10 protein-coding genes are annotated in these 12,350 nt (G+C 59.0%); 6 read left to right on the top strand and 4 right to left on the bottom strand.

Features of this window, described 5'->3' with window-relative positions:
- Positions 1–41: 41 nt before the first annotated feature.
- The 3 genes from H8F21_RS12735 to edd are packed head-to-tail and all read right to left on the bottom strand — an operon-like array spanning position 42 to position 3,556.
- The gene (locus tag H8F21_RS12735) at positions 42–758 is read right to left on the bottom strand and encodes a response regulator (RefSeq protein ID WP_203476262.1); all 717 of its coding nucleotides are present in this window, start codon (positions 756–758) and stop codon (positions 42–44) included.
- Positions 759–773: 15 nt separating this feature from the next.
- Positions 774–1,733: a glucokinase gene (locus H8F21_RS12740; protein WP_203476264.1), complete on the bottom strand. Its 960-nt coding sequence runs from the start codon at positions 1,731–1,733 to the stop codon at positions 774–776.
- A complete protein-coding gene (gene edd / locus H8F21_RS12745) occupies positions 1,730–3,556 on the bottom strand; it encodes a phosphogluconate dehydratase (RefSeq protein WP_203476266.1) in 1,827 nt (608 codons plus the stop codon). The genes H8F21_RS12740 and edd overlap by 4 nt, the downstream gene beginning before the upstream one ends.
- 263 nt (positions 3,557–3,819) lie before the next feature.
- On the opposite strand from edd, the gene gap reads away from it, so the two are divergent.
- From gap to H8F21_RS12775, 6 genes are all read left to right on the top strand, one after another.
- Positions 3,820–4,821: a type I glyceraldehyde-3-phosphate dehydrogenase gene (gene gap, locus H8F21_RS12750; protein ID WP_203584451.1), complete on the top strand. Its 1,002-nt coding sequence runs from the start codon at positions 3,820–3,822 to the stop codon at positions 4,819–4,821.
- 152 nt (positions 4,822–4,973) lie between these two features.
- Positions 4,974–5,492, top strand: coding sequence for an RNA polymerase sigma factor (locus H8F21_RS12755; protein WP_203476276.1), 519 nt, complete (start codon positions 4,974–4,976; stop codon positions 5,490–5,492).
- 68 nt (positions 5,493–5,560) lie between these two features.
- Entirely contained in the window at positions 5,561–6,523 is a 963-nt protein-coding gene (locus H8F21_RS12760) for a FecR family protein (RefSeq protein ID WP_203476279.1), read from the top strand.
- Positions 6,524–6,641: 118 nt separating this feature from the next.
- Complete coding sequence (locus tag H8F21_RS12765; RefSeq protein WP_203584452.1) at positions 6,642–9,236, top strand: TonB-dependent receptor; 2,595 nt, start codon at positions 6,642–6,644, stop codon at positions 9,234–9,236.
- Between the two features lie 127 nt (positions 9,237–9,363).
- Complete coding sequence (locus tag H8F21_RS12770; RefSeq protein WP_203584453.1) at positions 9,364–9,978, top strand: biliverdin-producing heme oxygenase; 615 nt, start codon at positions 9,364–9,366, stop codon at positions 9,976–9,978.
- A 59-nt stretch (positions 9,979–10,037) separates the two neighbouring features.
- Positions 10,038–10,463 (top strand): YbaN family protein, encoded by a 426-nt coding sequence (locus H8F21_RS12775; RefSeq protein ID WP_203476285.1) that lies wholly within the window; start codon positions 10,038–10,040, stop codon positions 10,461–10,463.
- Between the two features lie 169 nt (positions 10,464–10,632).
- Here the strand turns inward: H8F21_RS12775 and arcD are convergent, their stop codons facing one another.
- The gene (gene arcD, locus H8F21_RS12780; RefSeq protein ID WP_203476287.1) at positions 10,633–12,060 is read right to left on the bottom strand and encodes an arginine-ornithine antiporter; all 1,428 of its coding nucleotides are present in this window, start codon (positions 12,058–12,060) and stop codon (positions 10,633–10,635) included.
- Positions 12,061–12,350 lie beyond the last annotated feature (290 nt).

Consider the following 12,350-nt stretch of genomic DNA (forward strand, 5'->3'; position numbering starts at 1 on the left):
GCCCGAGTAATGATCGAGGCAGCGGCAAACGCCAACGCCCTTCAGTGCGCAGGCGCAACACTGGCCGCCAACAGGTAACCGCTGCCCCGCACGGTACGAATCAATCGCGGCGGCTTGTGTGTGTCGCGCAAGCGTTGGCGCAAACGGCTGACACCCATATCGACAATACGATCCAGCGGCATGGGTTCACGCCCACGAGTGGCATTGCCGATCGTGTCACGATCAAGGATCTGCTGGGGATGATCGAGAAACAGTTTGAGCAAGGCAAAATCAGCGCCAGACAAAATCACCTCTTCACCATCGCGGTGAAACAAGCGGTGACTGACTGTATCGAGCCGCCAGTCATCAAAAGCCAGCACGTCGCCACTGCTAAGCTCCTGGCCGAAACTGGCGCGACGCAACAATGCCTTGATACGGGCTTGCAACTCGCGCGGACTGAACGGTTTGCCCAGGTAATCATCCGCTCCCAACTCAAGGCCGATGACGCGGTCCGCTTCATCGGAGCTGGCGGTCAACATGATGATCGGGATCTGCGCCTGGCGCGGATGCTGACGTACCCAGCGACAGAGGCTGAAGCCGTCTTCATCCGGCAACATCACATCGAGAATCACCAGGTCACAGTCGCTGTCTTCCAGGGCCTGGCGAAAGCCGCGACCATCGGCGGCGGCCTGGACAGTGAAACCGCAGCGACTCAGGTAGGTTTGCAGCAGTTCTCGAATGTCCTGGTCGTCGTCGACCAGCAGTATCGACTTGCTCACAGTACTGTTCCTTGTTCAGTGACAGCGGATTTGCTGCAGTGCCACACCTGCACCCAGCAAGCCTGAGAATTCAGCGGTCACCAGCCACACAGGGATGCCATTGAAATAGCCGCTCATGCAGCCCTTGGCGGCAAAACTGTCGGCAAAGCCGCTGCGCAAGAACAACTCGGCAAAACGAGGCACGATGCCGCCGACAATGTACACGCCACCGCGCCCACCCAGGGTCAGAACATTGTTACCGGCGACCCGCCCCAGGAAGCGACAGAACTGCTCGATTACCGCCAGCGCCAGCGCATCACCGGTCAATGCGGCATCGGTAATGGCCGCAGGACTCTGCAGCACAGGCGCTTGCCCGTCCAACGCACACATCGCCTGGTACAGGCGCAATAAACCACCACCACTGAGCACGGTTTCGGCGCTGACATGACCGGTCTCGCTGGCGATTTGCTGACGGATCTGCGCCTCGCGGGCATCACCGACCGGCAGGTCGACATGCCCGCCTTCACCCGGTAACGCCATCCAGCGGCCGTCATCCAGACCGAGCAAAGTACCCACACCCAACCCGGTTCCAGGTCCAATGACCACAGCCGGGCGCCCCGCCTCGGCCTGACCAGGGCAGACGCCAAGACGCTCGTGCGGCTGCAGCCGCGTCATGCCCAAGGCCATGGCGGAAAAGTCATTGATCAGCAGCAGTTGCTCAATATGCAAGGTCTTGCAAAACGCCTCACGGCTCAGGCGCCAGTGATTGTTGGTGAAGCGAAACTCATCACCACTGACCGGCCCCGCGACTGCCAGGCAGACCGCGCCCAGATCCCCTTTGACCAGTCCCTGTGCCAGCAGGTACGCACCGATAGCCTGCTCAGGACTTGTATAGTCGGCAGTGGCGAACACCTGTACCGAGTGCATACGGTTATTTTCCCAGAGGGCAAAACGTGCGTTGGTACCGCCTATGTCACCGACCAGGGCACGCTTCATTTAAGCGCCTCCAGCGCCGAGGTAAAGGCGCTGGCACCCTGTTCGGCGGGGCTCAAGGCCATGCGCAGGAACCCGAAAAGCTCACGTCCACAGCCCAGGTCGTTGCCCGTGGGCGCAGGGGGAATTTCGCGATCTGCCAGTTCAGCGGCATCGAGTTTCACCGTCAGCGTGCCGGCAACGCCATCGACGCGAACGATATCGCCGTCGCGCACACGCGCCAGCGGCCCACCATCAAATGCCTCGGGGCAAACATGAATAGCCGCCGGGATTTTCCCTGATGCGCCAGACATGCGACCGTCAGTCACCAGCGCGACCTTGAAACCGCGGTCCTGAAGCACACCCAGGAACGGCGTCATCTTGTGTAGCTCCGGCATGCCGTTGCAACGGGGTCCCTGAAAGCGCATCACCGCGACGAAATCGCATTCCAGCTCGCCAGCCTGGAAGGCATCTGCCAACGCTTGCTGATCATGAAATACCCGTGCCGGCGCTTCGACAACCTGATGTTCGGGGGCGACGGCAGAAACCTTCATTACCCCGCGACCCAGGTTGCCCTCCATCACGCGCAAGCCACCCTCGGGCGAGAACGGCCGCGCGACCGGACGCAAAATGGCCTCATCAAGACTCGCTTGCGGCCCTTCGCGCCAGATCAGCTTGCCATCCTGCAGGAAGGGCTCCTGGGTGTAGCGGCGCAAGCCGTGGCCAGCCACGGTATTGACGTCTTCATGCAAGAGCCCGGCATCGAGCAGCTCACGAATTAGAAAGGCCATACCGCCCGCCGCCTGGAAGTGGTTGATGTCAGCCTTGCCATTCGGATAAACGTGAGACAGGGTCGGCACCACTTCGGACAGCTCGGCCATGTCCTGCCAGGTCAACTGGATGCCGGCCGCTTGTGCGATGGCAGGCATGTGCAGGGTATGGTTGGTCGAGCCGCCCGTTGCGTGCAGGGCAACGATGGAGTTGACCAGGGATTTTTCATCGACTATTTCGCCCAGCGGCATGAAATCACCGCTGGCCTTGGTCATGCGCGTGACCTGCTGCGCAGCCTCGACCGTAAGTGCATCGCGCAGCGGCGTATACGGATTGACGAACGAAGCCCCAGGCAAGTGCAGACCCATTACTTCCATCAGCAGTTGGTTGGTGTTGGCAGTGCCATAGAACGTGCAGGTGCCGGGGCTGTGGTAGGACTTCATTTCCGATTCGAGCAGCTCTTCGCGGCTGGCCTTGCCTTCAGCGTAGCGCTGACGCACATCGGCCTTTTCCTTGTTGGAAATACCAGAAGGCATCGGGCCACCAGGGACGAAGACAGTCGGCAGATGACCAAAGCGCAAGGCCCCCATCAACAGGCCCGGTACGATCTTGTCACAAATCCCCAGCATCAGCGCGGCATCGAACATGTTGTGAGACAAGGCAATGGCCGCAGACATAGCGATCACTTCACGGCTGGCGATCCCCAGCTCCATGCCCGGCTCGCCCTGGGTTACACCGTCGCACATGGCGGGAACGCCGCCGGCAAACTGACCCACCGAACCGATTTCACGCAACGCCTGCTTGATCTGCTCGGGGTAGTGTTCGTAAGGCTGATGCGCCGAGAGCATATCGTTATAGGCGGAAACGATAGCGACGTTAGCGGCGTTCATCATGCGCAGGCTGTTCTTGTCCTGGCTGCCACAACCGGCCACGCCGTGGGCAAAGTTTGCGCATTGCAGCTTGGCCCGCATCGGCCCGTCACTGGCTGCCCCGCGAATCAACTGCAAGTAGCGTTCACGGGTAGGACGGCTGCGGGCGATCAGCCGTTGGGTGACCTCAAGAATGCGCGGATGCATGTACTGAACTCCAGGCTAACGGTGGTTGCGACCTCTGCGGCAGTTTCCCTAATCAGCGTTCGCCACCTAGGCTCAAAGCCAGGGACAACTGCTGCGGGAGGACGGCTTGGCCGATCGCTCGTTGTAGATTGAATAAAATACTGCCAGCAAAAAGGCTTGTTTTCTATTTTTTTACGAATAATCTTGTAATTCCAACAACAAAAACGTTTAAGTGAAGCAGTTCCTCGTTGTACCACGGCTTCACCGCTAGCAGAGGTAGCTCCATGACCCTACGCATCGCAATCAATGGCTTTGGCCGCATCGGCCGCAATATCCTTCGCGCACTCTATACCGAAGGCTACCGTCAGGACCTGCAGGTCGTCGCGATCAACGACCTGGGCGACAGCGCGATCAATGCGCACCTGCTCAAATACGACAGCGTTCATGGCATCTTTGCTGCCAGCGTCGAGTCCGATCACGAAAGCCTGACCGTCAATGGCGACCGTATAGCCGTCAGCGCTATTCGCAACCCGGCTGATCTGCCATGGAAAGCCGAAGCCATCGATGTGGCATTCGAATGCACCGGCCTGTTCACCGAACGCGTCAAGGCTGCCGCTCACCTTACTGCCGGGGCGCGCAAAGTGATTATCTCGGCACCGGCCAAAGGTGCGGATGCAACCATTGTTTATGGTGTGAACCACGATCTGCTGCGTGCCTCGCACCAGATCATTTCCAGTGCCTCCTGCACCACCAACTGCCTGGCACCCGTGGCCCAGGTACTGCACCGTGAGCTGGGCATCGAACAAGGCTTGATGACGACCATCCACGCCTACACCAACGACCAGAGCCTGACTGACGTCTACCACAGCGATCCATTTCGCGCCCGCTCAGCCACCCAGTCAATGATCCCGAGCAAGACCGGTGCAGCCGAAGCTGTCGGCCTGGTGCTGCCGGAACTTGCCGGTAAACTCACCGGCATGGCCGTGCGAGTACCGGTGATCAATGTCTCTCTGGTCGACCTGACGGTTAACCTCAAGCGCGACACCAGCGTCGAAGAGGTCAACAACCTGCTCAAGGACGCCAGCCGCCACTCCAAGGTGCTCGGCTACAACAGCCTGCCGCTGGTGTCTTGCGACTTCAACCACAACCCGCTGTCGTCAATATTCGACGCCAACCATACCCGTACCAACGGGCGAATGCTCAAAGTGCTGGCCTGGTATGACAACGAGTGGGGGTTCTCCAACCGCATGCTGGATAACTGCCTGGCGTTATGTAACGCACAATAGTTCGGGTCTGTTACCGGGCGGGTCTCATCGCGAGGCAAGCCCGCTCGCACAAACTGGCCAGGGACGGTAAAACGGGTTCTAACGCCGCAACTACTTGACCATCAGGTTTATGATAAGCATTATCATTCGCTTCTCATTGGTCGGGTATTGCTGTGAGTCAGTCTCAGTTCAACGCGGTATTCCTTGCCCAGCGGCACAGTCTGCTGCGTACCCTGCAGCGCATGGTCGACAATCCCAGCACCGCCGAAGACCTGCTGCAAGAGACTTACCTGCGCGTCACCCGCGCCTTGGGCGAGCGCCCGATCGAACACCTGGAACCGTTCGTTTTCCAGACCGCTCGCAACCTGGCGCTGGACCACCTGCGCGCTCGTCGGGCGCAGTCGCGCAACCTGGTTGACGACGTGCCCGAGCAAATTCTGCACAACGTCGCAGCTCCAAGCAGCAGCGCCGAAGACGCAGCCCATGCCGAGCAACTGCTCAAGCGCCTCAGTGTCAGCATTGGGCAATTGACCCCAAGGCAACAGCAAATTTTCATCCTCAGCCGCTTGCACGGCGCCAGCTATATGGAAATTGCCGAGCAGCTCAATGTCTCGGCCAGCACGGTTCAGAAGGAATTGAAATTGATCATGGCTATCTGTGTCGGCGTCGCCAATCGCCTGAACCGCGATTAGTCCCGGCTTGCCACGCAACGCGTTACGCTTGATCATAAATAGAACGACAAGACCACCCAGGATTCTCCGTGACCGATAGCGCCTCTGACCGCCCTTCGCCGCCGGACCCGGCTGCCTGCGCTAGCGCCATGGATCAGGCGCTGGACTGGCTCATACGCCTGCAATGTGCCACCGCCGAAGACACTCAGGCGTTCGAAGCCTGGCTGGAAGCCGATCCAGCCAATGCCCAGGCCTATGTCGATGCTGAAGCACTTTGGCTAGGTGAAACGGTGCGCCAGGCTGCCAGCCAGATTGCCCAGGCCCACCGCCCCTCGCGCCTGGCGCGTTTGCGCCCGCACTGGAAGCCCATGGCTGCGGCTGCAGTTTTGCTGGTTGGCGTGTTTACTCTCGGCAATCTGCCGGTGCGCCTTCAGGCCGATCACCTGACAGTCGTTGGCGAGCGTCAGCGCCTGCAACTTGAGGACGGCTCGAAGGTTCTGCTCAATACCAACTCAGCGTTCTCCAGTGACATCGATAACCGTAAGCGCGTCGCTCGCCTTTATCAGGGCGAGGCATTCTTCGAGGTTCCCGCCGGCCTTGAACAGCCACTGGAACTGCAGGCAGGGCCGTTGCGTGCCAGTGTTCGTGACAGCGACTTCGCCGTACGCTACCTCGACGGGGAAGCCCTGGTGCGGGTACAGCGCGGCGATGTCGATCTCCAGGCAAGCAGCGACCAGCGTATTCGCCTCTCCAGTGGTGACAGCATCAGGGTCGGGCCACACGGCTTTGGCCAGCGTGAGCGCGTCGACGCGCAGAAAGACCTGGCCTGGGTTCAGGGTCGACTGATTTTTGAGAATTGCCCACTCAATCAGGTACTGGCCGAACTGCGCCGCTACTACCCTGGCCTCATCATCTCCCGCAATGAGCGTCTGGAGCAGGTCGCCGTTACCGGCAACTATCGCCTCGATCAGCCGCTGGAGACGTTGCGCTCTCTGGCACACATAACCTCGGCACAACTGTACGAGTTTCCGGCAGTAGTTATTCTCAACTGAGCGAAAGTATTTTTACGCGATCCCCTGCGACGATTCGTCTCGTTATAGCCAATGCAACTGATTCTTATTTTTGAATCGGGTAGCACCTATAACATTCGCGCGACAGGGAGCGCTTTCGATGTCTACTGGTTTCACTCGTCGGTCCTCGGACACTTCACGCACACCCGGCCTGCAACGTTGCACCCTCTCCCTGCTGACCCTGGCCATGTTTGCCAGCGGCGCCTGCAGCTTGCCTGCATTGGCCGCCGAACCCGCTCAGGCCAGTGCCTCGCGCATGGGCGACTACCGTTTTGCAATCAACCAACAGCCACTGGTATCGGCGCTTAATGCGTTCACCGCAGTGACGGGTTGGCAGGTCGGGCTGTCTGCCGAACTGGCAGAAGGTGTGGCCTCGCCAGGCGTCCAAGGTTCGCTGAAACCGGATGCTGCCCTGCAGCGCCTGCTCGTGGGCACGGGCCTGAAGTACCGCAAACTCGGCCCAGGCAACGTGGTACTGGAGCGCAGCAACTCCAGCGCTATCGCTCTGCAGCAAATCACAGTCACGGCCACTCGCAGCGCCCAGGACATCAGCCAGGTACCGAGCACGGTGTCGGTCCAGACCCGCGAACAACTCGACCGGCAGAACGTCAACAACATCAAGGATCTGGTGCGCTACGAGCCGGGTGTATCGGTAAGCGGCACCGGTCAGCGCAGCGGTCTGAACGGCTACAACATTCGCGGTATCGATGGTGAACGGGTACTGACCCAGATCGACGGCGTGTCGATCCCCGACAGCTTCTTCTTCGGTCCCTACGCACAGACCCAACGCAATTATGTCGACCCGGAAATCGTCAAGCGTGTAGAGATCCTCCGAGGCCCGGCTTCGGTGCTGTATGGCAGCAACGCCATTGGCGGCGCGGTCAGTTACTTCACCCTGGATGCCGACGACATCATCAAGCCTGGCCAGGATGTCGGTGCACGGTTGAAAACCGGCTACAGCTCGGCAGACGAAAGCTGGTTGAACGCCGCCACCGTCGCCGGGCGCCAGGGCGACTTCGACGCTCTGTTACACCTGAGCCAACGCAATGGCCATGAGACAGAGTCCTACGGCAATCACGGCGGAACCGGCCTTGAGCGTACCGAGGCCAACCCTGAAGACGTGCAAACCACCAACATTCTGGCCAAGGCCGGCTGGAACTATACCGACGACTCGCGCCTGGCCCTGACTTATGAGCATTACAAGGACGATCGCGACCTTGATCAAAAGAGCGCCGTAGGTGGACCGTTCATTCCTGGTTTCGGCGCCATGAATTCCTACCGCGACCGCACCGGCAACGATACCGTGACCCGCGAACGTTTCGGCCTCAACCACGAATTCGCCTTGGGCAGTTTGCTGGCTGACAACATTAAGTGGAGCCTGAACTACCAGATCGGCAAAACCGACCAACGTACCGAAGAACTGTACGCTGCCCGGGGTCGAGAAGTTTTCCGTGACCGCAAGACCACCTACAAGGATCGCCAGTGGGTCTTCGACGCCCAGTTGGACAAGGCTTTCAGCATCGGTGAAACCGAACATCTGCTCACCTACGGCACCACGCTCAAGCATCAGAAGGTCACCGGCTCGCGCAGCGGCACCGGAACCTGCCTGAACGTCGGCGGCACCTGTACCGCCATCGGCGCCGACAGCCCAGGTGATGGCCAGGAGCGGGTGAGTGACTTCCCGGACCCGACCGTCAACACCTACAGTTTGTTTGCCCAGGATGAGATTCGCTGGAATCAGTGGACCTTCCTGCCTGGCGTCCGCTACGACTACACCCAACTCAAGCCCCACATGAGTGATGAGTACCTGCGTGGTGTCGACGCTTCAAGTTCCGATCCGGTCAACGATGACCAGAAGAAGTGGCACCGGGTATCGCCCAAGTTCGGCGTGACGTACGCCTTCAACGATAACTACACCTGGTACGGCCAGTACGCCGAAGGCTTCCGTACACCAACGGCAAAAGCACTCTACGGCCGTTTCGAAAACCCAGGACTGGGCTACAGCGTACGGGGGAACTCCAATCTCGACCCGGAAACCAGCAAGAGTTATGAAACCGGCCTGCGTGGCAACTTTGATGCAGGCAACTTTGATGTCGCGGTGTTTTACAACAAGTACCGCGACTTCATCAACGAAGACGCCATTCAAGGCTCCAACATTGGCACCACGTTTGAAGCCAACAATATCAAGCACGCCACTATCAAGGGTGCCGAGTTCAAAGGTCGCTTGAATCTCGATCACTTCGGTGCGCCTCAAGGCCTCTACACCCAGGGCTCGCTGGCTTACGCCTACGGTCGCAACGACGACACCGGGCAACCACTCAACAGCGTCAACCCGCTCACAGCAGTGATGGGCCTGGGTTATGAACAGGAGCAATACGGTGCATTGCTGAGCTGGACCCTGGTCAAGCGCAAGGATCGCGTCGACGACACTACCTTCTTCGCCCCCGACGGTACCAGCAAGCAATTCCGCACGCCTGGCTACGGTGTACTCGACCTTACCGGCTTCTACAAAGTTACCGACGACATTAGCGTCAACGCCGGTCTCTACAACCTGACTGACAAGAAATACTGGCAGTGGGACGACGTGCGCGGCTATGACGGCCTCGGTGAAGCAGCAGTGACCTCACCTGCCAACCTCGACCGCCTGACCATGCCCGGCCGTAACTTCGCCATCAATCTGGTCTGGGACATCTGAGTGCATCGCGGGGCGAGTCGATGACCCGAGTAGCCCCGTGACATTCCACTGAGGTGAGGAATTTTTACTGTCGTACGTCCTCTTGTTCGTCTAGTAACAAGGCACGCCCATTTCGCAAGGAATCACCATGACCGCCGCAACCACCACCGAACGCGCCAGCCTGCGTTCGCAGCGCCTGAATCAGCTCACCCATGCTCCGCACACCGAGCTCGATGCCCTGGTCAAATCACACGCGCCTTTCGAAACTCGCGAAAGTTTCGCCCGCTTCGTTGTTGCCCAGTACTTGTTCCAGAATGAACTCAAAGCGCTGTACACCGACCCAGCACTGATCGCCATCGTTCCAGATCTGGCCGAACGCTGCCGCGCCGAGCAGGCTGGTCTTGACCTGGCTGACCTGAACACAGAAATTCCCGCTGATTTCGCCGGCGCCGTGCAGAACCCAAGCCTGGGTGAGGCCATGGGCTGGATCTTCGTTTCCGAAGGCTCCAAGCTCGGTGCTGCCTTCCTGATCAAGCGTGCGGTAGGCCTGGGCCTGTCCGACAGCTTCGGTGCTCGTCACTTGGGCGAGCCAGCCGGCGGTCGCGCCGAGGGCTGGAAGCAGTTCACGCGCATTCTCGACGCCCTGGAATTGAGCGCCGAAGAAGAAGCCAAGGCCGAGCAAGGTGCAGTCGCCGCATTCGAGCGTTTCACCGAACTGCTCAAACACGCTTACGCGACTGCGCCTAAAGCCGAACTGGCCTGACGCGCCGTACCCGGTTACCCTTTTGGTAACCGGGCCCTCCTCGTGCAACCGACGACACCATGACTCGCCCCTCCAGCTCGAAACTAGCTCGCCTGCTGTTCGGCCTTCTGGCCTATGTCAGCCTCGCCATTGGCCTGGTCGCAATCGTCGTGCCTGGTTTACCCACCACCGAATTCATTCTGCTCGCGGCCTGGGCGGCCACCCGCAGTTCGCCGCGCCTGAGTGCCTGGCTGGAAAATCATCGATTGTTCGGTCCGATCCTGCACAACTGGCGCAATGGCAAAGTAATTCAGCGCCGCGCAAAACTCAGCGCTACGGTGAGCATGGTTATATGCGCAAGCGTGATGCTGGTATTTCTCGACCATCGTTGGCCGGTTTTTCTTGCGATTGGCGGCATGGCCCTGGGCAACCTGTGGATCTGGTCACGTCCGGAATCTGCGCCCTTGAACCACGCCGATCGCTCATCAACCCCCACCCAAGGCTAGCGCTAAAAACGCCGAAACATCTGACCAAGCTCATGTGAACTCCCACCTATCGTCGCTCATTTTTTGGCCGCCAACTGCTGGCGACCACCTGAAACACGACGTTAGGCGTTCAACTCACCCTCCCACAACTAACAAAATTGCCAGGCAATAGGTGACCGGTAGCGCGCCTCTACAGGCTCAACAACCCGCTATACAACGAATAAGCCGCCACTCCCGCCCCCACCAGCACCATCAGAAATATCAGCTTTTCCCAGTGGGTGAACAACGCCTGGCCCTGCTCATGCTTGGCCCGAGCAAAAAGGATCACACCGGGGGCATACAGCAACGCCGAGAGCAGCAGATACTTCAACCCGCCGGCGTACAGCAGCCAAATGGCGTAGACCAGCGCGATTCCCGCAATCAGGAAATCCTTGCGTCGCGCCCTGGCGTGCTCCTGATAACTTTCCCCGCGTATCGTCAATAACAAGGCATAGGCTGCCGACCACAGGTAAGGCACCAGGATCATCGACGAAGCCAGGTAGATCAGGCTGGTATAGGTACCTGCCGAGAACAACGTAATCAGCAGGAATAGCTGAATCATCACGTTGGTCAACCACAAGGCATTAGCAGGCACATGATTGGCGTTTTCCTTGGCCAGGAAGCGCGGCATGGTCTGGTCCCGCGCAGTGGCGAAGAGAATTTCGGCACACAGCAGTGCCCACGACAACAATGCCCCCAACAACGAAATAGCCAGGCCAATACTGATCAGCAATGCGCCCCACGGCCCGACGATATGCTCCAGCACCGACGCCAGCGACGGGTTCTGCAACGCTGCCAGTTCGGGCTGGGTCATGACACCCAACGACAGCACGTTGACCAGCACCAGCAAAGCCAGCACACCGACGAAGCCAATCACCGTGGCCTTACCTACGTCCGAGCGTTTCTGAGCCCTGCCTGAGTAAACGCTAGCGCCCTCGATGCCGATAAACACGAACACGGTCACCAGCATCATATTACGCACCTGGTCGAGCACACTGCCGAACTTCGGGTTGCTCAAGCCCCAGATGTCGCGGGTAAAGATGTCTGCTCGAAACGCCACCGCAGCGATGACGACAAACATCAGCAGCGGCACGATCTTGGCCACCGTGGTCACCTGGTTGATGAAGGCAGCTTCCTTGATGCCGCGCAGCACCAGAAAGTGAACGGCCCACAGCAGCAAAGAGGCACAGGCAATGGCGATTGGCGTGTTGCCCTCACCAAAAACCGGGAAGTAGAACCCCAGGGTGCTGAACAGCAGAACGAAATAGCCGACGTTACCCAGCCAGGCGCTGATCCAATACCCCCAGGCGGACGAGAAGCCCATGTAATCGCCAAACCCGGCCTTGGCATAGGCGTAAACGCCCGAATCCAGGTCCGGCTTGCGGTTAGCCAGGGTCTGGAACACAAACGCCAGGGCCAACATGCCCACCGCAGTGATACCCCAGCCGATCAGCACTGCGCCAACGTCAGCACGCGCAGCCATGTTCTGTGGCAAGGAAAAAATTCCGCCACCGATCATCGAGCCGACCACCAACGCGATCAACGCACCCAAGCGCAGTTTTTGTCCCGGTTCGGACATGCAGATCCCCTTTTGTCTCGTCTTTGTAACCTCAGCGAGGCACCCTGAAGTTAAATATATGTGCAGTTTAGGCGTTTATAAATAATGCGTCTTTAAAACTATGCTTTTCATAACTATGACGCCTATGCCGGACGAACTAGATGGTGAGTTTTGTGCACTAGCTCGGGCCTTTCAAGTAAATAAGAGAAAATCTCGTTAAAAATTTGCTAAAGCTGTGAAACGGGCTAGCTTCAATTCTCGCAGGCTGTCAGAGCGAATGCTCTAAAACACCATGGAGGTGCCTGTGTGCG

The sequence above is a fragment of the Pseudomonas arcuscaelestis genome, from assembly GCF_016881005.1.
GTDB lineage: Bacteria > Pseudomonadota > Gammaproteobacteria > Pseudomonadales > Pseudomonadaceae > Aquipseudomonas > Aquipseudomonas arcuscaelestis.

Coding starts and splice junctions, on each gene's coding strand:
- H8F21_RS12770 (WP_203584453.1), top strand. CDS start 9,364: ATGACCGCCGCAACCACCACCGAACGCGCCAGCCTGCGTTCGCAGCGC.
- gap (WP_203584451.1), top strand. CDS start 3,820: ATGACCCTACGCATCGCAATCAATGGCTTTGGCCGCATCGGCCGCAAT.
- H8F21_RS12765 (WP_203584452.1), top strand. CDS start 6,642: ATGTCTACTGGTTTCACTCGTCGGTCCTCGGACACTTCACGCACACCC.
- H8F21_RS12775 (WP_203476285.1), top strand. CDS start 10,038: ATGACTCGCCCCTCCAGCTCGAAACTAGCTCGCCTGCTGTTCGGCCTT.
- edd (WP_203476266.1), bottom strand. CDS start 3,556: ATGCATCCGCGCATTCTTGAGGTCACCCAACGGCTGATCGCCCGCAGC.
- arcD (WP_203476287.1), bottom strand. CDS start 12,060: ATGTCCGAACCGGGACAAAAACTGCGCTTGGGTGCGTTGATCGCGTTG.
- H8F21_RS12740 (WP_203476264.1), bottom strand. CDS start 1,733: ATGAAGCGTGCCCTGGTCGGTGACATAGGCGGTACCAACGCACGTTTT.